Here is a 23,545-nt window from a genome sequence, read left to right on the forward strand (position 1 = left end):
ACAAATGTGCTAAATCGCTGACGTTATTGGTCAGAAAGCACGTTTTTATTCTTGGAATACACAGAAAGTCAGATGGACTCGATACTTACGACCTATCGGCTCCGTCCAATGTTGTGCGCGAATATAAGTGCAGCACATCCAAATAGCCGATGCTAAAAGACCGACAAACAGAACAACAATAAATGCATCGAGTTGATGTTGAGAAAATTGAATTAACTTTTCAGACAATTCGCATTTGCTGGTTTCGTTAGCATCAATCGACTTGACGCTCGAACCCTCATCAGTAAGTGAAACAGCAGGCGATACCGTCTCGTACTTCATAGAGCATGACGATGCAAAACCTGAATTTTGAATCAGACACACGACAACCACCCAGCCAATAATCGCTAGTAGCCATTTCACCCGTTTATGTGGCGTGTGATGTCGTTTAGTCAATAAACTCATAAGAATTCAGATAAAGTAGGAACGAAGAAGATAATACGCGAGTCGTCATAAAGCTCAAGTTGTACCCACAAAATAGCATTAAGAAGCTTCACTCACTAAGCTCTAATCTAGCTTGCCATAAATATAGGCCAACTCTGCGACGGTTTTCGCTGAGAACTTTTTCAATAGGTTGGCTCGGTGTACTTCAACCGTTCGCATTGCAATGCAAAGTTCGTCGGCAATTCGAATGTTGCGCTTGCCTGCAATGATCAAACGTAAAATGTCTTTTTCTCTGGGAGTGAGCGATTCATACGCCGATTTTGCCGCCGCCATATCAAGGTTTGCAGCCGACTGCACTTGCCCCTGCAAAATGGCTTGTGCCAACTCATCTCCTTTGACTGGCTTTTGGAAAAAATTGACCGCGCCAGCTTGTAATGCATCGACCGCCATCGGGACATCACCATGTCCGGTCAGGTAAATAACTGCCAAGGGACTGTTGGCTTGATTTAAAATTTTATGGACTTGCTGACCACGAAGATTTGGCATTCGACTATCAAGAATGATACACCCCGCTTGCTGAACGTCCACCTCATCGAGGAAAGACTGCCCATCAGCAAAAGTGGTGACGTTGAAGTCATGTTCTTCCAACATAAAAGCGAGCGAGTCACGCACCGATTCATCATCGTCGATTACAAAAACAGGTAGCTGCTTTTCACCGCTGCTCATTGAATGCTCCTATGCCTAGTTCAGATTAGTTTTGATATGGAAACACAAGCTCAACCAAACAGCCATGTGGCGCTGTCGAGCTGATGAGAAACTCGCCACCATGCATTTCCATTACATCACGACAAATGGCTAACCCCAGCCCGAGCCCCTCTTCTTTGCTACTCACAAACGCTTGAGTTGGATTCTCTTGCTGCAACCCTGTGCCGTTGTCCAATACTCGAATGGAAAGTTGATTGACTTGGTAGTCACTATGCAGGGCAATTTTACCTTGATAACCTGACGAGTGATATTTCTCTTGGAACAAAGTACACGCATCAATCGCGTTACTGATCACATTAACTAAAACCTGTTGAACGCCCACAGCGTCGACAAGTACCGGACGGACGTTCCCTTCTATACTGGTCACAATCGAAATATTTTGCTTCTGCATTCGAAAATGGAGCAACTCAATCGTGTCATCAATGAGTACTTGAAGATCGCACGGCGCTTTTTCGACACTGCGCTTGCGGATCAACGTTCTTAAGCGCTGAATAATTGCATCGGCTCGTTCAACTTGCCCCTGTATTTTCTCAAGCACTGGGACAATATCTTCATGAGGGCGTTTTTTGGCCAAGCGAAGTAAACCGCCTTCACTGTAATTGCGAATGGCCGCCAGTGGCTGATTGAGCTCATGGGCAAGACTGGTGCCGATTTCACCGACAATCGCGACTCTTTGTGAATGCTCTAACTGTTCACTTTTCTCTTTTAAACGTAACGATGTCTGCTCCAACGCTTGCTTGCTCTTGCTAAATCGATACTCAAGCCAAAAGTGGTACGCGTTCAATACAATCACAAACATGAACAGCGCCCACGCCCATTCCTGATGACTACGCAGCCAGCGCAGTGCCTCACTCCACCAAGGTTGTTGTAACGGATGGAGATCCAACGCCTGATAAAGTTTGTCGATGCTCAGCAAGCTGACGGGTGACGTCCAACCTGACGCGCCAGCGGCAATAATGGCGGGGTGATCTGGCGGCATAGCAAGCAAGACTTGCGCAATCTGTTTGGCGAGCTGAGCTGAGCCATGCTCTGTTTTGGCAAATGACCAGTTTGGATATAACGGCGTAGAAACAGCGCACGAAGAATGTTCATTTGGCTGTTGATTTAGGACTCGAAAATCCCCTTGCTGTAACAGACCTTCATTTTGCATCTGTTCCAATAAACAAGCAGGGACGACAGCGGATTCCACATTGCCATCACGCAATTGATACAGGTTGGCATCAATAGGAAAGCCGAGGTAACGGACATCAGCAAAGAAATCGTTCGGATTAAGACCCATTTCCACGATTTGATAGCGCAGCGTTAAGTAACCGCCAAAGGCTTTTTCTGATACAGCAGCAACGGGAAACCCTGAGACATCTTGCAATGTTTGATAGCTTGAACTGGCTCGAACCACCAGCGCCGAACCAATGCCGTAGTTCGAATTTTGCGGCGCTCGGCTGGTTAGCGTTGCCATCCACGATAGCGCGTATTGCCTACCCAATCGCACTGCCTGACCTGGGTTAGTTAAGATGAAATCCATCTTCTGAAACTTCACCGCTTCGCCCATTTCATCCAAGTTAAGGGGATGAAGAACAAAATGCACATCAGAAATTTGCTGATTGAGCCAATCAATGGTCGGTTGCCATCTCTGCTCAGCATAAAGGTGACCACGTATCGCTAACACGCCCACTTCGACTTTCTGCTTAGCCTCTGGCTGCACTGCGTTTTGCTCTTGCAGATATGCTTGTTCAGAAACAGCGCCCTGAGCCAAAGATGCAAAGACAACCAAGCAAAGAATCCAAAACTGAAGCAACCGTGGCGTTTTGTTCATGATGAGTAGAATCGTTCCTTCGAAAGCAATGGAGCAAGAATAACAGCTACCTTCCCTAAACCACATTTGTTTTAGATCAAGTTTGATCTGGGTATGTGGAAATCCACAATATAAGCCTCGCGGTGCATTTCTCACAATGGAATCAGTCAATTCAAATACAACAAAAAAGCAGGTGAGTTATGGATTCCACCAAACGTCGCTTTCTCAGCGCGGTCACAGCCGGAGCCGCGTTAATTCCAGTCGCGGGCATTGGCACGGCAACCGCGGGAAACATTATTCGAAATAACCAGTCCGCCGATCGAAAAGGACAAGTGGGGAAACGTTATGCCATGGTGGTGGATTTGCGAAAGTGCGTCGGCTGCCAGGCTTGCACCGTGGGTTGCAGCATTGAGAACCAAGCGCCTATCGGCCAGTTCCGGACCACCGTAAAGCAATACGAAGTCACACTGGATGACGGTTCGAAAGCCACGCGAGAAGCAAAGGCCTTTATGCTGCCTCGCCTTTGTAACCACTGCGAAAACCCACCTTGCGTGGCTGTGTGTCCGGTTCAAGCGACCTTTCAGCGCGAAGATGGCATCGTCATGGTGGATAACAGTCGCTGTGTCGCTTGCGCGTATTGCGTACAAGCTTGCCCTTACGATGCTCGTTTTATCAATGAGGACACCCTCACCGCAGATAAATGCACCTTCTGTGCACATCGACTCGAACAAGGCTTATTACCTGCCTGCGTGGAAACCTGTGTTGGCGGTGCGCGTGTGATTGGTGATTTGAATGATCCATCAAGTGAAGTCCGCCGCTTAATTGCGAAGCACCAAGACGACATCAAAGTGCTAAAGCCCAATGAAGAGACCAAGCCACACGTGTTTTACATCGGCATGGATGAACGCTTTACCAGCCATATCGACGGGCAGCCAGCTATTTACGACCCACAAGGAGAGCACGCATGAACATCAGCGAAGTGTTAGTCCAACCTCAAGCGATGGCTTGGCTCCCGTGGGCGGTACAGTATTTCTTCTACATCGGTTCGGCTTATGCGGCTGCTATTTTATTCCTAATCGCCCTATTATTTGAAAAACACACCAGCCACAGACTGCGCGCTGCGCTTGTGCTGACGCTGGCCATCGGCGCCATCGTGGGGCCATTAGCGTTAACTGGTGATTTACACCAACCGGGACGCGCATGGCATTTTTACTCGCACATCACGCCGTGGTCATGGATGTCTTTAGGATCGCTTTTCTTGCCTGTTTTCTCAGGTTTAGCGGTAGTGACTGCATGGCTGTATCTCCGCCAGGATCTGTTCAACTTACGTAATCAGCCAGGGAAAGTACTGCCTCTAATTTCAAAGCTGTCACTGGGTGAATGGGTGCTCTCTCGTAGAGCCATGCTTATGGTATCTGCCATCACAGTGCTATCAGGCATAACCATTGCAGTCTACACAGGCGCTGAAATTGCGGTCGTAAAATCACGCTCGTTATGGCACCAACCAGCGTCACCGATTCTTTGGTTTGTTACTGCTTTTATGGGCGCAGTCGGCTTCGCTCTGCTGATTTGGCTCTTGCTGCCTAGTCAGTCAAAGACGCTGACATCTGGCGATACTAATTTACTGAAAAAATCGGTGGTAACGAGCGGCGTTCTGACGCTGATTCTCCTACCCATTTGGGCATCCAACAATTCCGCATTTTCACTCTATTCCAGCGAGCAATGGATACAAAATATAGCTCTGCTCACTTTGGTTATTTTAGGCAGCATCATCTTCGCGCTTATGACGATGAGAAACGCCAAATCGTCAACAACGTCTCGTATGTATCGTGTCATGGGCACCTTGTGCCTGTCGTTGATCACGTTGGCAAGTGCGTGGCTGATTCGCTGGTTTACCATCATGGAAGTACAAACCATCGCCAAGTTCGATGCAGGGCTGTATCCATACCAACTCACTATGGATGGAAATGGCTGGATAGGCATTATCGGCATGCTCGGATTATGGCTTGCAATGGCATTACTCGCTTCAGAGTTAATCCAGCCAAAGCAACACTCCGAAGTGGCACCAACATCTCTCACCTTAACTGAACGCTAATCAAAGAGGATTTCATCATGGATAACAAACGCCGTCAGTTTTTGAAATCAGGCATTGCAGTGGGTGGGCTTGGCGCATTCGCTGCGGGTTACGCCACCACCACCAAACATATGGTCGAGGGTGCGCTCGAAGGCACCGCAGGAGAAAAAACGCGTGATATTCACCACGGTAATTCTCTTGAACCAGAGTACACGGTCAACAGCAAAGGCAACCTGATCCCGAACCCAAACCAGCGCGTCGCTCCATCGATGTGCTTTGGCTGTTGGTCACTGTGCGGGTTGCGTGTGCGCATTGATAACCGCAACGACGAGATTTTGCGTATCACTGGCAACCCATATCACCCACTCTCTCATCAACAACACATTCCATTCGAAACGCCAGTCAAAGATGCTTATTTAAGTTTGGCTGGAGAAGCGGGCCTTGAAGGTCGCTCCACCGCCTGCGCACGTGGCAATGGGATGTTAGAAATTCGCAACAGCCCGTACCGCATTACTCAGCCCCTGAAACGAGTAGGCAAACGCGGCGAAGGGAAATGGATTCCGATCAGCTACGAGCAATTGATAGAAGAAGTCGTAGAAGGCGGAGATTTATTTGGTGAAGGTCATGTTGATGGCCTACGCGCAATTCGCGATTTAAAAACGCCTGTTGATCCTGAAAGCCCAGAATATGGCCCGAGAGCCAACCAACTGCTAATGACCAATGCCGGTAACGAAGGCCGAGACGACATTTTCAAACGCTTCGCGTTCAATAGCTATGGTACGCGTAACTTTGGGCATCATGGCTCTTACTGCGGCTACGCATTTCGTGCTGGCAGCGGTGCATTTATGAATGATTTGGATAAATTTGCCCATTTAAAACCAGACTTCGATAATGCCGAATACATCATCTTTATTGGTATGTCGCCTGCTCAAGCTGGCAACCCTTTTAAGCGTCAGGCGCGTCAACTCGCCAATGCGCGAACAGAAGGTAGCTTGGAATACACCATCATCACACCAAGTTTGCCTGCGGGGTCATCGAGCTTGGCGGCCGGTGACAACAACCGCTGGGTACCAATCAAACCAGGCACCGACTCTGCCCTCGTGCTTGGCATGATCCAGTGGATCATCGAAAACCAACGCTACAACAAAACCTTCTTAGCCCAACCGGGGGCGAACGCAATGAAACGAGCTGGCACCGCGCACTGGTGTAATGCTACGCATCTCGTGATAAGCGATGAGCAGCACCCGAGAAACGGCACGTTTTTACGCGCGTCGGATTTGAATCTGCCATTCGAAGGCGAAGCGTTGTCTGACTCCGATCCGTACGTCATCGTGGATGATCAAAGCGGCGAATTTGGTGTTCATACCCAGACAGGGGAAGCGGCACTGTTTGTCGATAAAACGGTTTCGCTTGCATCAGGCGAAGTGCGAGTAAAATCTTCCCTGCAAAGACTCAAAGAAGAGGCGTTTAAATACAGCCTTGAGTTCTACAGCCAACAATGTGAGATTCCTGTCGAACAAATTGTTGAACTAGCAAAGCGCTTCACCAGTTACGGAACAAAAGCGGTGGTCGATACCCACGGTGGCAACATGCACACCAATGGGTTCTATAACTCGTTTACCATCATGATGCTCAATGCGTTGATTGGTAATATCAATATGAAAGGCGGCGCGATGGCCAAAGCGGGTGGCTACCCAACTTCCGCTGCGGGTCCTCGTTACGACTTCACCAAGTTTGCTGGCAAAGTCGGCCCGAGAGGTGTCTTTCTATCGCGCAGTAAATTCCCATACCACAAGACCAGCGAATACAAACGTCGCGTTGAGGCAGGTGAATCCCCTTACCCAACTCGCGCCCCTTGGTATCCGTTTGCCGCGCCACTGCTGACAGAGCACCTATCTGCGGCTATTGATGGGTATCCATACCGCGTTAAAGCGTGGATCAACCATATGGCGAACCCAATGTATGGTGTACCCGGTTTAAAAACGCTGCTAGAAGACAAGCTTAAAGATCCAAAGCAGCTCGGTTTGATTGTGTCTGTTGATGCGTTCATTAACGAAACCACCGCATTGTCGGATTATATTGTGCCGGACACGGTCACCTACGAAAGCTGGGGTATGGCAACGCCTTGGCACGACGTTCCGGTGAAAACCGTCACCGCTCGCTGGCCGATTGTGGAAGCGCGAACAGAGAAAACCGCCGATGGTCGTTCGATTTGCTTAGAAAACTTTTTGATTGATGTCGCCAAGAAAATGCAACTAGGCGGCTTTGGTGACAACGCGATTCAAGATGCGCAAGGGAATTGGCACGCTCTCCACAGCGCTGAAGATTTCTACTTACGTTCCGCGGCAAACTTGGCGTATGTGAAAGGCGGCGTGCCTGAAGTTTCGGCAGAAGACATTGCGTGGTCCGGCCTAGAGCGTTTAATGCCAGCCATGCAGAAGACGCTGACAGCGGATGAGATGAAACGTGTGGCGTTTATTTTTGCTCGCGGTGGACGCTTTGAAAATGCAACCGAAGCGTATCAAGGTGCGCAAATGAAGCACAAATGGACACGACCAGTTGCGATATGGAATGAACGTATCGGCAGCGCAAGAAACACCATGACCGGTGATTTCTACACCGGTTGCCCAACATGGCATCCACAAAAGCTGGCCGACGGCACACCAATGGAAGACCAGTTCCCAAGCTCAGAATGGCCTTTCAGCCTGACTAACTTTAAATCCAACATTCACAGTGCGGTATCCAACCTATCGCCAAGGTTGAACTCGATAAAAGGCGTAAACCCAGTGTACATCCATCCAATCGATGCCGAACGCGCAGGCATTAAAACGGGTGATGAGTTTGTTATCGAGACTCCATCTGCAAGCACCAAAGCACTTGCGATGATAGTCAGCGGGATTCGCCCTGGCACACTAGGATTTGAACATGGGTTTGGTCATACCGAGCTAGGACAACGCTCGCACTGGATCGGCGATAAACAGCAACCCGTAAAAACTCGCAGCCAAGATGGTGTCAACATTAACGACATCGGATTAATTGACCCAACCCGAGAAGGGAAAGGCGTGTTGTTAGACTGGGTGGTAGGAGCCGCGGCTCGTCAATCATTACCAGCCAAAATCCGCAAAGCTTAGTAGACAACCAAACCTGAAGAGCTGCCATTTAGCAGCTCTTCACATCCTCTAAATATGTGGAAATCCACAATACCTTTCCTTATTGACAAGGCCGACAATATCGTCCCAGTGACTACCAAGTAGCACTTGGACATATTAATAAGAATTAAAGTGAGTCAGCATGTCAAAGATTCTTCCAGTGGTGACAGCCTATTTGCTAGCCACCACTATGGGCGCAAGCGCCTCGTCTATTCCGGAAAAAGCCAGCGTATGTAGCGGTTGTCACGGCCAAGATGGCATGGGACAGCCAAATATCGCTCCGATGATCGCTGGTTTAAACGCGAATTATCTCAACACTCAAATCGAACTCTTCCTTAGTGGTGAACGCCAAAATGTGGTCATGCAAGGCATGGCGAAGGAGCTTAGCGATCCTGCCGTTCGTAAAGAAGTCATGGATTACTTTGCTAACCTTCCAAGCTACGAGTTCACTAACCCAGAGCAACGCGGCGACCAAGCCGACATTCGTAACCCGTATCGTAAACTGATCTTTCAAGGCGATTGGGATAGAAACATTCCAGCTTGCGCGACTTGTCATGGAGCCAGCGGAATGGGCGTCGACAAATTTCCTCGCCTCGCAAGCCAACATGCTGATTACTTAAAAACGCAATTAATGGCATGGAAAAACGGCACTCGCAGTGGTGACCCGCTCAATATGATGGGTACTATCGCGAAAAATCTCACTGACGAAGAGATTGAAAACCTTTCCTACTACTTTGCCTCATTACGTTATTAGGAGCAGTCATGAAACGTTTCTATTCTTTGTTCGCATTGCCTCTCATCTCTGCTGCTACTTTGGCCAACGAGCCACTGCCGGATCGTCAAACTGAACTGCCCGCGGTGAAAAAAGAGAATCACGGTGAATACTTAAAACCGCGTGATCTAGGCACCATTCCAAATACCGAATTTGGTGAGCAAGTAAAACGTGGTTATTCCCTATTTGTTAACTCGCAACAAATGCGCGGAAAATACGTTGGCAACGAACAAAACTGTGTGAATTGCCATATGGAAGCAGGACGAAAAGCCAACGCTGCACCTCTATGGGCGGCATACATGGCCTACCCGGCATATCGTAAGAAAAACGATCGCGTAAACAGCTATGCTGACCGTATCCAGGGTTGTTTCGAATATTCCATGAACGGTAAAGCTCCCGCTTACGATTCGCCAGAAATTGTTGCCCTTAGTGCTTACGCCTACTGGTTGGCGATGGGCGGCTTGCTCGACAAACATGGTATGACGGATGAACCAATTCCGGAGCTAGACGCAAAAGCGTTGCAAGTTGGTGGAAAAGCAAAAGACTTCCCGCTGCCCGAAGCCATCGCGCAAGCATTACCAATTGAAGAACGAGGTAATCTCTCTGGACGTGGCTACCCAAAAATCGCCGCACCGAAGCAAGAACCATCAACAGAGCGAGGGGCATTAGTCTACGAAAAGAACTGCGAAACTTGCCATCGCGCCGACGGTTCAGGCATAAAAGGCACCGACGGCCATTCATACATTCCACCACTTTGGGGCGAATATGCGTATAACTGGGGTGCAGGTATGCACCGGATTAACACCGCGGCCTATTTTATTTACGAAAACATGCCGCTTGGGAAAAGTGTCCAGTTAAGCAAACAAGAAGCGTGGGATGTCGCGGCATACGTGAATAGCCATGAGCGTCCACAAGATCCACGATTTAAAGGCAATGTCACCGCAAACGCGGAGAAATATCACCAGCACCAAGGCTATTACGGCAAAACGCTCAACGGTACGCAAGTCGGCTCCAATGCCTTTAAGAGCGGAACGGTCAAGTAAAGTACAACTAAGCACCTTAAATAAAATGCTCTTTTTCCCTGCTCAGATTATCTGGGCAGAGTTACTTACCCTTAAAAACAAGTAATTACCCCTCCACAGACAAGCAATATCACATTATTTTCGGCTTCCAACATACTCATCTTCGCCGTAAAATCTTGTACCAAACGCGACTTCGTTTATGTCTTAGATCTCCCATATGCTCTAATGCCAAAAGTAAGAAACTCGTAAACTCCTGAATCAAAACAAGCGTGCCTAGTGAAAAAAGAGTATTCTTAAAGCAAATGAATCTAAAACCTACCCGATGAGTATTCAACCTAATTCCCGTCAGTTAATTTCATGCGAAGAGTGCGGCCTTGTTGTTCGCATTCCCGATATCGAACAGGGGCAAAAAGCACAATGTCCTCGATGTTCGCATTCGCTGACTAAAGTGAATGCCAAGCCTTACCAAAGCGTGATCGCCATATCATCGGCATGTTTGATCATGTTGGTGTTAAGTATTTCTTTCCCTTTTATGTCGTTCAGTGCGCAAGGGCTATCGCAAGAAATCACCTTATTGCATGCGGCCAAAATGCTGGCTGAATTTCAAAATGTACTTTTAGGTGTACTGCTTCTCGCAACGGTCGTCGTATTGCCTGCTATCTATGTCGGTCTCATTCTCTTTCTTCATCTCGAAGCATTAAAAGCGCGTAAACATACGCCATCCAAAAAACAGCAACGAATGGCGAAAGTTTTATGTCGCCTTCTGTTTCGAGTCGAACCCTGGCTGATGGTCGATGTATTCTTGATTGGCGTATTAGTCAGCTTAATTAAAATAGCTTCCCTCGCAGACATAGGAATGGGCACTTCATTCTGGGCGTTTTGTGTATATACCGTTCTGGTAGTCAAATGCATATCAATGGTCGACAAAAGCTGGCTCTGGGGGCACTTCATTCCAGCCATCGTGCTGCCCGATGTAAATGAGGGCGATACGCACCATAACCACAACCATATTGGTTGCCATACATGTCACCAACTCAACCCAATTGAAGCGAAAAAGCACCAATACTGCATTCGTTGTAAAAGCCCTATTCATAAATACAACCCAGCAGATAATTTACAAAAAGCTTGGGCGCTTTTGTTTGCGTCAGTCATTTTCTATATACCCGCGAACCTTTATCCAATGATGTATACCGTAAGCCTTGGACATTCAGAAGGCTCGACTATCATGGAAGGGGTAATACTGCTTTGGCATTTAGGTTCTTACCCTATTGCGATGGTAATTTTCTTTGCTAGCGTATTCATTCCAATGGCGAAAATGCTGGCACTCGCGTGGCTGTATTACAATGCGCAAAAAGCGCGATATCTTCCTCCCAAAGAAAGTATTTCACGCTTAAAGATATACCGCTTAACTGAGTTTATTGGTCGTTGGTCTATGATCGATATCTTTGTCGTTGCCATCTTAGTTGCACTGGTTCAGTTGCAAAACTTAATGGCGATTTATCCAGGCCCTGCTGCGCTCTCTTTCGCGGCAGTGGTCATTTTCACTATGCTTTCTGCAATGATATTTGACTCACGTTTGTTGTGGCAGTTGCCACAAAACGAAGTGCAGGAGCCGATTTCTGACAACTTAAACGAGAAAGCCAAATATGAGTGATGAGAACAACGTACCCGCTCAAATAAAACCGCAAAAGCAGATTTCTGCGATCTGGATTGTCCCGATCCTTGCGCTAGCCATGGGAGCGTGGATGCTGTTCCAATACATCAACAGTACAGGCCCACAAATTACTCTCCAACTGCCAACCGCAGATGGGATTGAGGTTGGTAAAACCGAGATCCGAGCACTGAATGTTAAAGTCGGTCTGATTACCGAAGTCACTCTCAGTGAAAACTACGATCACATCATCGCTAAGGCTCAGATGAATAAAGACGCGAAGCGCATGCTGCGAGATGACACCATGTTCTGGGTGGTGAAGCCTCGTATTGGCCGTGATGGTGTTTCAGGTTTAGAGACCTTGCTCTCTGGCGCTTATATCCAACTTCAGCCGGGTAAATCTAAAGTAGAAAAGGAGCACTTTACGGTATTAGATGTGCCACCAGTCGCTTCTCCTGATGCAGAAGGCCTGCGTCTTGTATTAACGCACCGCGAAGCTGGCAAACTAGGTGTTGGTGACCCGGTTATTTATAAAGGCTTTACCGTTGGTCGTGTAGAGAAAACCAGCTTTGATGTTGATACTCGCAAGGCGCTGTATCAACTCTTTATTTTCAAACCTTATGACAGCTTAGTGCGCACTCGTACTAAGTTTTGGCTGAATTCTGGTGTTGATTTACAGCTCAATGCCGAAGGGTTTGAAGTTAAGTTTGGCTCGCTAGAGAGCATGCTAACGGGTGGCGTTACCTTCGATACCGTTCCAGGTCTTGAGTCCGGTGAACAACTCACAGAAGACATGGTTAATTTCCGCTTGTACGATGATATTAAGCAGCTGAGAGAGGGTATGTACGATGACTACATTGAGTTCGTCATGTTATTTGATGAATCTGTACGTGGCTTAAAAGCGAATGCGCCTGTTGAGTACCGCGGTCTTCGTATTGGTACCGTAACGAGAGTACCGATGCGTTTACCAACACCAGAAGAAAACTTCTCTGCGAAAAAAATTCCTGTTTTGGTGCGCGTTGAGCTCGGTCGAGTGTACGGAGATTTAGAATCCCAATCTTTATCTATGTTCAAAGAGAAGTTGAAGGAAGAGTTTGCTCGCGGTCTCCGTGGCACCTTAAAGACTGGTAACTTGTTAACTGGCGCGCTTTATATTGATGCAGACTTTTACCCTAATGATGATCAGTACGTTCCAAGTGAATTTGAAGGTTTAGATGTTTTCCCAACCATGCGTGGTGGTTTTGCCCAAGTCCAGCGCCAAGTCAATGACTTCCTAAATAAGATTAATAGCTTACCAATGGAAGAAACGCTTAACTCTCTCAATTCAACGTTAAAAACGTCGGAAAAGACGTTGGCGTCAGCAGAACGTGTCGCGGACAGTATTGATAAACTTTTAAATCAAAAAGAGACGCAAGAGATCCCAACAGATATTCGCCAAAGCTTGCAGCAGTTGCAAAAAACACTCGATGGTTATGGACCAAACTCAACCATGTACAATGAAATGGAAGCCACGCTCAAAGAACTAGAAAGCGTGATGACAGAGTTTAAACCCGTACTTAAACAGCTAAACGAAAAGCCAAACTCTCTCGTGTTTGGAGAAGATGAAATCAGTGACCCAATCCCAGTTAAAGGCCAAAACTAATGAAACGAGTATTCTTTTTGTCTATCGCGCTATTTGTCGGTCTAACGGGTTGCAGTAGCACTCCAGAAACTAAAGGGGCTTTGTACCTTCTACCTAAGGCGGAACCAGTAACTCTGAGCTCTTCTGATATCTCACAGCGCCCTACTTTAGTCGTTCGTCCAGTAAAACTGGCAAGTTATTTAAACGACAGTGGTATCGTTTACCGAACCTCTGAGACTAAAGTTATCCAGGCAAGAAACAATCAATGGGCGCATAGTATTTCCGAGCAAATCACTCAGAGAGTCGTCACAGAACTACGCCACAAACAGACTCATTACTGGCCGACTGAAATGAACAACCTGTTGGATCAAAATGGTGAAGCCAAACTACAGCTTACGTTAAATAAATTTAATGGTAGCTACAAAGGCAATATCGAAATTGAGGGGGAATGGTTACTCATTAATGCTGAAGGTAAGGTAGAAAAGAGTGCACCAATACAAATCTCTCAGCCTCTACAGGACGAAGGCTATGGAGCACTTGTCGACGCACTATCCGTCGGGTTGGAAGAACTGACTTCGGACATTGCCAAAAAAATCTAAGATCGATGTTAATTACAGGGAAGCAAGTTGCTTCCCTTTTTTGTGCTGCGAGAAGTTTTCCGATCGAAATAGATGTAGATAATCAAGCGAGACAAATTGATCTTAGTCAGACTGCAATCCGTTCTTTGGTGCTACTCTACGTCAAAATATAAAGCCCCATCCTATGACCTTATGTAGAGGTCTTGTTGATAAGGTTCTTGAGTAGCAATGTCGATTAACATTTCCGATTTAACCACCGCCCTAAATAAGGTGGAGCATATTCATAAAGTTCAGCTTGAAAATGTGCATCAGTTCTTTAAAGCAAACGAAGCTTTCTCGGTAAAAACGTTCAGCCAACTTATATCTAGTGACTCACTTGATGAGCGATTTAAAACCATCGACAAGGCCTTCTCTTTGCTTGGTGATGTGAAAACCTACCTTTTAGAAGCGTCTTACTTAGTTAAGTAAAAATAAAAAAGCCCCTGTAACTTAATTACCGGGGCTTTCATTTTATCGCCGCTAAGTTGTGGAGTTACAACTTGTAGCGATCATCAATGACCGTTGTCTCTGGGAAGGTTTTACCCTCGTCCATCGCTTCCTCAGTCTCTTCTTTTACTTTGCTATCGATCCAGAAATTACCAATATCCATTGGATGAAGCACCCATTCTGTCGCTTTTGTCATGCCATCTTTAGGAATTTTAACCCAGCGCCAATGTGCAACTCGAGAATAAGGCACCATGTATCCAGGAACGATGATATTCGCTTTGCTGACATAGTTTTGGATTTGATGCGATAAATCGTAACGCTTCTCCTGATCAAACTCAGAGTCATAAGCTTCAATCAACTTGTCCAGCTCAGGGCTGCTGTAGTTGGTGTGAGCATTCGTTTGTGGTCGATTCGCATTATCCGAGTGTAGATATTCCCAATACGCAGGAATCTCACCAGAGCCCATATTCAAGAACGCTAACTGATGCTTTTTCTCAAGAATGTATTTAAACGCAGATGAACCATCAACCAAGTTTAACGTGAACTCAAGACCAGCAAGTTTCGCTTGCTCTTTCAGGTATGCAATACGTGGAGTCCAAGAGTTGTATCCGTAGGTGATAGCAAAGCTCAAGCGTTGGCCCTTATCGTTGACACGAATACCATCTGCGCCCACTTTGTCAAAGCCCGCTTTTTCGAAGTGTTTAACCGCCGCATCAGCATCAAACTTTGGCGGTGTATTGTTAGGATCATCGTATTCGCCATGACCAAAGCCGAGTCCATGTGGTTTACGTGAATAATCTCCACGCATGATATTTTCAATCATGCCGTCATAGTCAGTGGCTGCCATAACGCCTTTGCGCACTTCTAGGTTATCCAACATCGGCATCGCGGTGTTCATCCAAAGACCACCAGCGCCTTGTGGTGCTTCGTTAAAGCCCCAGTACTTTTGGATATAGCCTTTTTTGTACACATCACTATCGGTTTTGTCATGCCAAAAGCTTGGCAGCACCATCTCAAAGTAATCCAAGTTGCCTTTCTCAAAGTGCTTCATGGCAATATCAGGATCGCGAATCACCTTAATGCGGACTTTTTCTACGTTGTAGCGGTTTTTATAGTAGCGGTTGTTATACCCCCACCAATCTTCACCGACGTGTTTGAATGTCACGCTCTTACCTTTCTTCACTTTATCAATGTAGTAAGGCGCCGCAGTTGGCTCAGATTTAAAGTTGAACTTTCTGACGAAGTTATCAGGCATGCCATCGTTATTTGCGTCCTTTTCTCCTTCAAAGAAGTGTTCCGGACGAGGCTGAAAACCATTACTCGGCATGTTAATCATAACCATGAGCGAGTCATGACTTTGAGCTACAGCAAGATTGACTTTGATCGTGTAGTCGTCAATTTTTTCAACACCAACAACGCTGTTCGTGAAGAAGTCGTTGTACCACGGGTCGATAATGTCTTTTGACGTGTAGTACTTCATCATAAAGACGTAATCATCTGCCGTAATTTTTTCACCATCTGACCACTCGGCCGTTTCATCAAGCTTAAAGAATACGGTTTTGTTGTCCTCTCCAAATGCCCATGACTTAGCAAGTTGGGGGATCCATTTACCAGTATTTGGATGACGCTGAGCAAGCTTTGGTGAACCATCCATTAAATATTGGCGCAAGCCGGAGTTCGCATCTGGACCAACACTTCGTAATGTCTGAGGAAAGCTCTGAATGTACGTACGATAAGTACCACCTCGTACCGCTTCTTCAGAGGCGAACAGAGGTTCATTGTTATTTGAAATCCATTCTATATCAGCAGGTAGCTCTGCCGCACTCAGTTGAAAACTGGCAGCGGTCAGTGTTGCAAGTACTGAAAATGGCAGTTTTTTAGTCATGTTTCTTCCTTGTTGTGTTTGCGATTAAGGTCGTAGCAAGGAAGACGGAGTGTGAAAGCTGCAAATAGAAAATACGCAGATAGGAAATAATAGGAGCGTAATATGAAGTGACTTCCTGCCAGCTTCTATATTAATTTCAAAGAGTTTCACTAGGTCATCCTAGACCTTACAACGCAGTGAATGCATCTTCGCCATAGTATTCTTTAGGCTTTTGTAACGCAAGTCATCAATAATACATGGTCGCATTTTCTATGCATCACAGTGAGTTATGTTACAAAAGTGTGATCGATACAGTACCAAGCCCTACTTTTCTCATAATAAACCGTAGAACCTTTATCCGAATAAGCTCCCCCCCCCCTACACCAATTAAAGCAAGCAAGTAAGTGAGCAGATATAACTGGTTAAAATGAGCATTTGCTTACTACGGTTGGTATTTTTATTAGATACAAAAAAGGTGAGGCATCACAGCCTCACCTTTCTTTATACAATACAAGACTGTGCTTACATACTAGACAAGCTATCATTGATCGATTTCAACACTGCAGCAGGATCCACAGCTTGAGTAATTGGACGCCCAATAACAAGATAATCAGAGCCTGAATGAATAGCCTCTACTGGTGTCATGATACGGCGCTGGTCACCTTGCTCAGAGCCGGCAGGTCGGATTCCTGGTGTAACTAACTTAAAGTCTTGACCCAGTTCGCTCTTAAGCAATGAAGACTCTTGAGCTGAACATACGACACCATCTAAACCAGCGTTTTTGGTCAATGTCGCCAGACGAATAACTTGATCCTGAGGCGCAATGTTCAAACCAATACCCGCTAAATCACTTTGTTCCATACTGGTTAGTACCGTTACTCCAATCAGAAGTGGGCGATCTTTACCGTATGGCTCAAGAATTTCACGTGATGCCGTCATCATGCGCTCACCACCGCTCGCATGCACATTCACCATCCAAACCCCTAATTCCGCGGCTGCGCGGACCGCCTTAGAACACGTATTTGGAATATCGTGAAATTTCAAATCCAGGAAGACTGAGAAACCACGTTTGTGGAGTTCACGTACGAAATCAGGACCAAATAGCGTAAACATTTCCTTGCCAACTTTTAGGCGACATGACGCAGGATCAATTCTATCTACAAACGCAAGTGCGTCTGCTTGGTTATCATAATCCAGTGCGACAATAACTTTTTGGTCGATCATTTCATCTCCTAACTATTTTGGTTCTTATTAAATAAAAAGTTAAAAAAATGCAGCGGACAGAAATTCTGCCAGCTGCATTAAAATTATTCACCATCCAATCCGCGGATTGGCTTGATCGTCCCCCACCCTTTACAGGACGGGCAGTGCCAATAAAGGGAATGAGTAGAAAACCCACACTTCCGGCATCGGTAGTGTGGTTTCACTTTTAACTGTTCACCCACCATCGCTTGTAGCGTCGATAGACTGTCCTTCGCGCGACCGTCTTCTGCTTCAGCAATGTGGTAGTCAATTAATCGATAAAAGCCCTTCATGGTTGGATTTTTCAGCAGCTGTTTGGTCAGCAGCTCTTGTGCAGCCCCTACGTTCTCGTGGTGAGCAACCAACTGAGCCAACATTAACTCGGCTGATACGCCTGCTTTCTTATCAATACAAGCTCGCAGAAACTCTACAAGTTCATCTTCCTGGCCCAAATGATGGTAGCACTCTGCAATGGTTGGTAAGACATCGCTGATAAAGTCTTTGTCTTGCTCAAGCACACCCGTTAGGTATTTTATCGTGTGTTTATAATCTTCAGACTCTAGATAAATTCGTCCCAAAGCAATACTCGCTCGAACACACTTTGGGTCTTCTGCTAGGGCTTTTTTAAAGTGCTGTATTGCCTTATTAGTATTACCATCGGCTTGGTCGAGCATGGCAATTTCACACCAAAAATGAGCAATATTCGCACGCATTCTGGAGCGTTTATTACCCAACTTAGCCAATTGATTGGCGTAATAAATTGCTTTTTCCCATTCACGTGTTTGTTGGTAAATGGTTACCAATTGCTGAAGGGCCGCTTCTTTGTAATCTGGCTCTTCGACTAACTGTTCGAAGATTTTCTCTGCACGATCGAGAAAACCAGAGACCATGTAATCTTTCGCCAACTGTTGAAGTGCAAGATTCTTTTGATCCAGTGTTAAGCCAGAGCGAGAAATGAGATTTTGGTGAATTCGGATTGCGCGGTCGACTTCGCCACGAGACCGGAACAAATTACCCAACGCAAGGTGAGTATCGATTGTCTCGTTATCAACTTGGAGCAATTCAATAAAGTGATCGACAGCCTTATCTGATTGGTCAGAGAGCAGCAGATTAAGACCCGTCATATACTGACGAGAGATTTGATGAGATTGCTTCTGCTTGTCTTGCTGAGCGCTGCGATGCCCCATATACCAGCCATACGCAGCAGCTATAGGCAACAACAAGAAGAGTAGTTCAAGCATTAAAGTTAAGCCTTATCCTTATGCCTGTTTTTCGATGGCTGGCTTATCAGCAGGTTTGTTTGCATCTGTAGGTTCGTACTTTTTCAGTTTTTTCTTTAAACGACGAACTTGTAGCTGAGTTTTCAGCTGGATACTACCAAAGATAACCCACGCTAAAGCAAAGCCAACCACAAATACCACACCTAATAGTGTAGATAAGTGGAACTCTCCTTTGGCTAGAAGATAGTTAAAAGTCACGAGCTCTTGGTTTTGGGAACCTAACGCCAATGCAATTAAAAAGAGAGCTAAAACAGCAACGATTTTTATAATTTTCATTTACATCACCCTTCTAGGAGTAAGTCGGTAAGATTATGCAGGAAAATGCTTCTTCAGACTACGTATATTAGCAATAATCTATACCCAAGTAACCTCAAGATGCTTAGTTTGTAGACACGCCTAGAAGTTAAAGTTACTTGGGTGTAGAAAGCTGCAAAGAAAACAGCCAGAATCAACAGCTCGCTTCGTAAACTGCTTGGATACATTACAAAAAAGACAAAAAAGCGGCATACACAAACGTATGCCGCTTTTTTCAAACTAATAAGAGTGCGTTAGCCAATATTTACACGCTCACGAAGCTCTTTACCAGGTTTGAAATGTGGAACGTATTTACCTTCCAATTCCACTTTATCGCCCGTTTTAGGGTTACGACCTACGCGAGGCTCGCGGTAATGAAGAGAAAAACTACCAAAGCCGCGGATCTCGATACGGTCACCGCTCTCTAGCGTAGAGGCCATGTGCTCTAAAATATCTTTTACAGCATCCTCTACCTCTTTCGCTGATAAGTGTGTTTGCTCAGCGCAGAGTCTTTCAATCAGTTCAGACTTAGTCATAGTTGCCCTCTTTGAGTATCTTTATCACTTATTATAGTAAGTAATACTAATTCCAACAAACACTTGCTGACAATTCTAGACAAATTTTATGCAAAATGCGCAATGAAGAAATGCCTTTTATTAAGATAGTTTACCGTCATTAGTATTACTACTTAAATATGCTCAAATATAAAAAAGGAGCCTTGCGGCTCCTTTTTTGCTTAAGCGAGTATATTATTCGCCTTTAGCAGCTTTGAAAGCGTCAGCCATTGCGTTACCGAATGCATTGTCATCTTGCTTGTTGATAGATGCCATTGCTTCTTGCTCGTCAGCTTCGTCTTTAGCTTTGATAGATAGGTTGATTACGCGGTTCTTACGGTCTACACCTGTGAACTTAGCTTCAACAACATCACCAGCGCTTAGGATTAGAGAAGCATCTTCTACGCGATCGCGAGATACTTCAGAAGCACGGATGTAACCTTCAACGCCTTCTGCGATTTCAACAGTAGCGCCTTTAGCGTCAACAGCAGTTACAGTAGCGTTAACTAGAACACCTTTCTTGTTGTCAGCAACGTAAGCATTGAATGGGTCGTTTTCCATTTGCTTGATGCCTAGAGAGATGCGCTCACGCTCAGCGTCTACTGCTAGAACAACTGCAGAGATCTCGTCGCCTTTCTTGTACTCACGTACAGCTTCTTCGCCAGCAACATTCCAAGAAATGTCAGATAGGTGAACTAGACCGTCGATGCCGCCTTCTAGACCGATGAAGATACCGAAGTCAGTGATAGACTTGATCTTACCAGTAACTTTGTCGCCTTTAGCTTGTGCTTCAGCGAATGACTGCCATGGGTTAGCTTTACACTGTTTCAGACCTAGAGAGATACGACGACGTTCTTCGTCGATTTCAAGAACCATAACCTCAACTTCGTCGCCAACATTAACAACTTTAGAAGGGTGGATGTTCTTGTTAGTCCAATCCATTTCTGAAACGTGAACTAGACCTTCAACGCCTTCTTCGATTTCAACGAAGCAGCCGTAGTCAGTTAGGTTAGTTACGCGACCAGTTAGTTTGTGACCTTCTGGGTAACGCTTAGCGATTGCTACCCATGGATCTTCGCCTAGTTGCTTAAGACCTAGTGATACGCGAGTACGCTCACGGTCGAACTTAAGAACTTTAACTTGGATCTCGTCACCAACGTTAACGATTTCAGATGGGTGCTTAACGCGCTTCCAAGCCATATCAGTGATATGTAGAAGACCGTCAACGCCACCTAGGTCAACGAACGCACCGTAGTCAGTAAGGTTCTTAACGATACCTTTAACTTCAGAACCTTCTTGTAGAGTTTCTAGAAGCTCGTCACGCTCAACGCTGTTTTCAGATTCGATAACAGCACGACGTGAAACAACTACGTTGTTACGTTTTTGGTCAAGTTTGATAACTTTGAACTCTAGCTCTTTGTTTTCTAGGTGAGCAGTGTCGCGGATTGGACGTACGTCTACTAGAGAGCCAGGAAGGAAAGCACGGATACCGTTTAGTTCAACAGTGAAACCGCCTTTAACTTTACCGTTGATGATACCAACAACAGTTTCAGCTTCTTCGTAAGCTTTCTCAAGTACGATCCAAGCTTCGTGACGCTTAGCTTTCTCACGAGAAAGTTGAGTTTCACCGAAACCATCTTCAACAGCGTCTAGAGCTACGTCTACTTCAGCGCCAACTTCAACTTCAAGTTCGCCAGCAGCGTTCTTGAACTGTTCAGCAGGGATAGCAGATTCAGACTTAAGACCAGCGTCAACAAGAACGAAACCGTTCTCGATAGCTACTACAGTACCTTTAACGATGCTGCCTTGTTGGAATTCTGTTTCGTTTAGAAACTCTTCAAAGAGTTGAGCAAAAGATTCAGTCATTTAGTTAATCTTCAATAAATTAAACTTCCACGGGTATCCTACCGCATGGGGTTATTAAATTCGCCAGTCATCATCCTTGCGACCAACGCTCTTAGTCTAGCCGAGTATCATTACTCAGCTAGCTTCGATTCGATATATTGTAGTGCCTTTTCTACTACTTCGTCGATAGTCATCGACGTAGAATCTAGCACAAGCGCATCCTCAGCAGGGCGTAATGGCGCCACTGGGCGGTTACGATCTCGGTCGTCACGCTCTTGGATCTCGCTTAAAAGGTCAGCAAATTTAACATCTAACCCTTTCTCTTGCAACTGTTTAAGGCGTCGATTTGCACGCTCTTCTGCGCTCGCATCAAGGAAGATTTTCGCTTGTGCACTTGGGAATACAATTGTGCCCATATCACGACCATCAGCCACTAGGCCCGGAGCGGCCTCAAATGCACGCTGACGACGTAATAATGCTTCACGAACACGTGGCAGAGCCGCAACTTTAGATGCTGCCATACCCGTTTCTTCTTTGCGAAGCTCCCCTGACACATCTTCGCCTTCTAGAACGACCTTAACTAAGTCACCCTCTGCGATAAATTGAACGTCTAGGTGTGTTGCCAGTGGGACAAGTGCGTCTTCTGACTCTGTGTCGACACCGTGGTGAATCGCAGCGAGTGCAAGTACACGATAAATTGCGCCAGAATCTAAGAGTTGGAAACCCAACTTTTTCGCCAGCAACATACATAAAGTGCCTTTACCTGCACCACTAGGTCCATCTACGGTTACAACCGGAGTTTGAGAGGACATGTTCTTCTCCACCTATAGTTTCTTTTCAGCAATTTGCTCGGTTTTCGAGGCGCGCATTATACGGGTAATCGCCCTTTGGAGCGAGGAAAAATGTCGTGTAAAGCATTACACCTAATGCGCAATTGGATTCATCAATAAACATAAGGTTCAACAAAAACGGCGAGAGCTTCCACCCTCGCCGTTTCAAATGTCATGATCTTAGGTTCGATTAAACAATCGGTTTTTGACCACGCTCAGCTAACTTTAAGATCACGCTGTCAGCAACTTTGCCCGCGACACCTGCTAGCTTGTCTGCCAGTTTTTTCTTCTGTACATAATGCACAGAAAGTACGGTTTTATCTTTGCATGCCGCAACAACGATATCATCAGATGTACTAATATCATCCACCAAACCAAGCTCTTTCGCTTGTGTACCGAACCAGTGCTCACCTGTGGCTACTTTGTCTAGGTCCAAACTAGGACGACGCTCACGGATGAAGTCTTTAAACAAGACATGTGTTTCTTCAAGCTCTTGCTTAAACTTATCGCGCGCTTTATCGGTATTCTCACCAAACATCGTTAGCGTGCGTTTATATTCACCCGCGGTTAGTTGTTCGTACTCAATGTCATGTTTCTTCAACAGTTTGTTGAAGTTAGGAATTTGTGCGATAACGCCAATAGAACCCACAATTGCAAATGGTGCAGAAACAATCTTATCTGCTACACATGCCATCATGTAACCGCCACTTGCCGCAACTTTGTCTACAGAGATAGTCAGAGGAAGACCCGCAGCTTTAATTCGGTCCAGTTGAGAAGAGGCAAGGCCGTAGCCATGAACCATACCACCGCCAGATTCTAAACGAAGTAATACTTCATCACCTTCACGTGCGACAGCCAAAATAGCAGTGATCTCTTCACGTAGAGACGCGACTTCTTTTGCATCTATGCTACCGTTAAAATCAAGAACAAATAGGTGTGGTTCACGCTTGCTATCTAATGAACCGTCTTTGCTCGCTTGTTTGATTTCTTTCTCGCGAGATTTGTTCTTCTCTTTTTCTTCTTTTTTGACGGCTTTATCTCGAGCCTTGATGAAAGCATCGTCATGCAAATGATGCTCTAACTGTTCAACAGATTGTTTGTGTTGCTCTGAAAGGTTGGTAATCTCTAACTCCCCTTTCGCCGCACCCGATTTGCTACCAGCCGATTTTGCAATAATGAGCAGAACAATTATCGCAGCAACCACCGTTATAATTTTGGCCAGAAACAGACCATAATCTAATAAAAATTCCAACGAGAGCTCCTTTATCTCATTTCAGATGACGTTAGTATGTTACGCAGAAAC

20 protein-coding genes are annotated in these 23,545 nt (G+C 45.8%); 9 read left to right on the forward strand and 11 right to left on the reverse strand.

Features of this window, described 5'->3' with window-relative positions:
- Window positions 1-45: 45 nt before the first annotated feature.
- The 3 genes from NB463_RS08370 to NB463_RS08380 form a co-directional block, all read right to left on the reverse strand.
- Window positions 46-444, reverse strand: a complete 399-nt coding sequence (locus NB463_RS08370; RefSeq protein WP_258431344.1) for a hypothetical protein — start codon at window positions 442-444, stop codon at window positions 46-48.
- A 102-nt stretch (window positions 445-546) separates the two neighbouring features.
- Complete coding sequence (locus NB463_RS08375) at window positions 547-1,149, reverse strand: response regulator transcription factor (RefSeq protein WP_258431346.1); 603 nt, start codon at window positions 1,147-1,149, stop codon at window positions 547-549.
- Between the two features lie 25 nt (window positions 1,150-1,174).
- Window positions 1,175-3,001 carry a sensor histidine kinase gene (locus tag NB463_RS08380; protein ID WP_258431347.1) on the reverse strand — a complete coding sequence of 609 codons (1,827 nt, stop codon included), beginning with the start codon at window positions 2,999-3,001 and terminating at the stop codon, window positions 1,175-1,177.
- A 179-nt stretch (window positions 3,002-3,180) separates the two neighbouring features.
- On the opposite strand from NB463_RS08380, the gene dsrO reads away from it, so the two are divergent.
- The 9 genes from dsrO (at window position 3,181) to NB463_RS08425 (ending at window position 14,315) form a co-directional block, all read left to right on the forward strand.
- Window positions 3,181-3,948, forward strand: a complete 768-nt coding sequence (gene dsrO / locus NB463_RS08385) for a sulfate reduction electron transfer complex DsrMKJOP subunit DsrO (protein WP_053394878.1) — start codon at window positions 3,181-3,183, stop codon at window positions 3,946-3,948.
- Window positions 3,945-5,075, forward strand: coding sequence for an NrfD/PsrC family molybdoenzyme membrane anchor subunit (gene nrfD / locus NB463_RS08390; protein WP_258431348.1), 1,131 nt, complete (start codon window positions 3,945-3,947; stop codon window positions 5,073-5,075). The genes dsrO and nrfD overlap by 4 nt, the downstream gene beginning before the upstream one ends.
- Window positions 5,076-5,092: 17 nt before the next feature.
- Window positions 5,093-8,185 (forward strand): tetrathionate reductase subunit A, encoded by a 3,093-nt coding sequence (locus NB463_RS08395; RefSeq protein ID WP_258431349.1) that lies wholly within the window; start codon window positions 5,093-5,095, stop codon window positions 8,183-8,185.
- Between the two features lie 208 nt (window positions 8,186-8,393).
- On the forward strand, window positions 8,394-8,957 hold the full coding sequence (locus NB463_RS08400; RefSeq protein WP_180766580.1) for a c-type cytochrome: 564 nt from the start codon (window positions 8,394-8,396) through the stop codon (window positions 8,955-8,957).
- A gap of 8 nt (window positions 8,958-8,965) precedes the next feature.
- Window positions 8,966-10,018, forward strand: coding sequence for a c-type cytochrome (locus tag NB463_RS08405; protein ID WP_258431351.1), 1,053 nt, complete (start codon window positions 8,966-8,968; stop codon window positions 10,016-10,018).
- 301 nt (window positions 10,019-10,319) lie between these two features.
- Complete coding sequence (locus NB463_RS08410; protein ID WP_258431352.1) at window positions 10,320-11,651, forward strand: paraquat-inducible protein A; 1,332 nt, start codon at window positions 10,320-10,322, stop codon at window positions 11,649-11,651.
- Entirely contained in the window at window positions 11,644-13,290 is a 1,647-nt protein-coding gene (gene pqiB / locus NB463_RS08415) for an intermembrane transport protein PqiB (RefSeq protein ID WP_258431353.1), read from the forward strand. Before NB463_RS08410 ends, pqiB begins: the two co-directional genes overlap by 8 nt.
- Complete coding sequence (locus NB463_RS08420) at window positions 13,290-13,868, forward strand: PqiC family protein (protein WP_258431354.1); 579 nt, start codon at window positions 13,290-13,292, stop codon at window positions 13,866-13,868. The genes pqiB and NB463_RS08420 overlap by 1 nt, the downstream gene beginning before the upstream one ends.
- Before the next feature lie 207 nt (window positions 13,869-14,075).
- Window positions 14,076-14,315 carry a hypothetical protein gene (locus NB463_RS08425; RefSeq protein WP_005397103.1) on the forward strand — a complete coding sequence of 80 codons (240 nt, stop codon included), beginning with the start codon at window positions 14,076-14,078 and terminating at the stop codon, window positions 14,313-14,315.
- Between the two features lie 64 nt (window positions 14,316-14,379).
- On the opposite strand, the gene NB463_RS08430 is transcribed toward NB463_RS08425, so the two are convergent.
- From NB463_RS08430 to sohB, 8 genes are all read right to left on the reverse strand, one after another.
- The gene (locus tag NB463_RS08430; protein WP_005397104.1) at window positions 14,380-16,218 is read right to left on the reverse strand and encodes an extracellular solute-binding protein; all 1,839 of its coding nucleotides are present in this window, start codon (window positions 16,216-16,218) and stop codon (window positions 14,380-14,382) included.
- Between the two features lie 501 nt (window positions 16,219-16,719).
- Window positions 16,720-17,421 carry an orotidine-5'-phosphate decarboxylase gene (gene pyrF / locus NB463_RS08435; protein WP_054867672.1) on the reverse strand — a complete coding sequence of 234 codons (702 nt, stop codon included), beginning with the start codon at window positions 17,419-17,421 and terminating at the stop codon, window positions 16,720-16,722.
- A gap of 83 nt (window positions 17,422-17,504) precedes the next feature.
- The gene (gene lapB, locus NB463_RS08440) at window positions 17,505-18,680 is read right to left on the reverse strand and encodes a lipopolysaccharide assembly protein LapB (RefSeq protein ID WP_005376665.1); all 1,176 of its coding nucleotides are present in this window, start codon (window positions 18,678-18,680) and stop codon (window positions 17,505-17,507) included.
- Window positions 18,681-18,698: 18 nt separating this feature from the next.
- The gene (locus NB463_RS08445; RefSeq protein ID WP_005397112.1) at window positions 18,699-18,995 is read right to left on the reverse strand and encodes a LapA family protein; all 297 of its coding nucleotides are present in this window, start codon (window positions 18,993-18,995) and stop codon (window positions 18,699-18,701) included.
- A gap of 272 nt (window positions 18,996-19,267) precedes the next feature.
- Window positions 19,268-19,549, reverse strand: a complete 282-nt coding sequence (gene ihfB, locus NB463_RS08450) for an integration host factor subunit beta (protein ID WP_005385816.1) — start codon at window positions 19,547-19,549, stop codon at window positions 19,268-19,270.
- Window positions 19,550-19,762: 213 nt separating this feature from the next.
- A complete protein-coding gene (gene rpsA / locus NB463_RS08455; protein ID WP_005385817.1) occupies window positions 19,763-21,433 on the reverse strand; it encodes a 30S ribosomal protein S1 in 1,671 nt (556 codons plus the stop codon).
- Window positions 21,434-21,543: 110 nt separating this feature from the next.
- Window positions 21,544-22,224 (reverse strand): (d)CMP kinase, encoded by a 681-nt coding sequence (gene cmk / locus NB463_RS08460; protein ID WP_005397113.1) that lies wholly within the window; start codon window positions 22,222-22,224, stop codon window positions 21,544-21,546.
- 208 nt (window positions 22,225-22,432) lie between these two features.
- Complete coding sequence (gene sohB, locus NB463_RS08465; RefSeq protein ID WP_258431356.1) at window positions 22,433-23,494, reverse strand: protease SohB; 1,062 nt, start codon at window positions 23,492-23,494, stop codon at window positions 22,433-22,435.
- Window positions 23,495-23,545: the final 51 nt, after the last annotated feature.

The organism is Vibrio sp. RM-41-2B (genome assembly GCF_024744415.1).
Lineage (GTDB): Bacteria > Pseudomonadota > Gammaproteobacteria > Enterobacterales > Vibrionaceae > Vibrio > Vibrio diabolicus.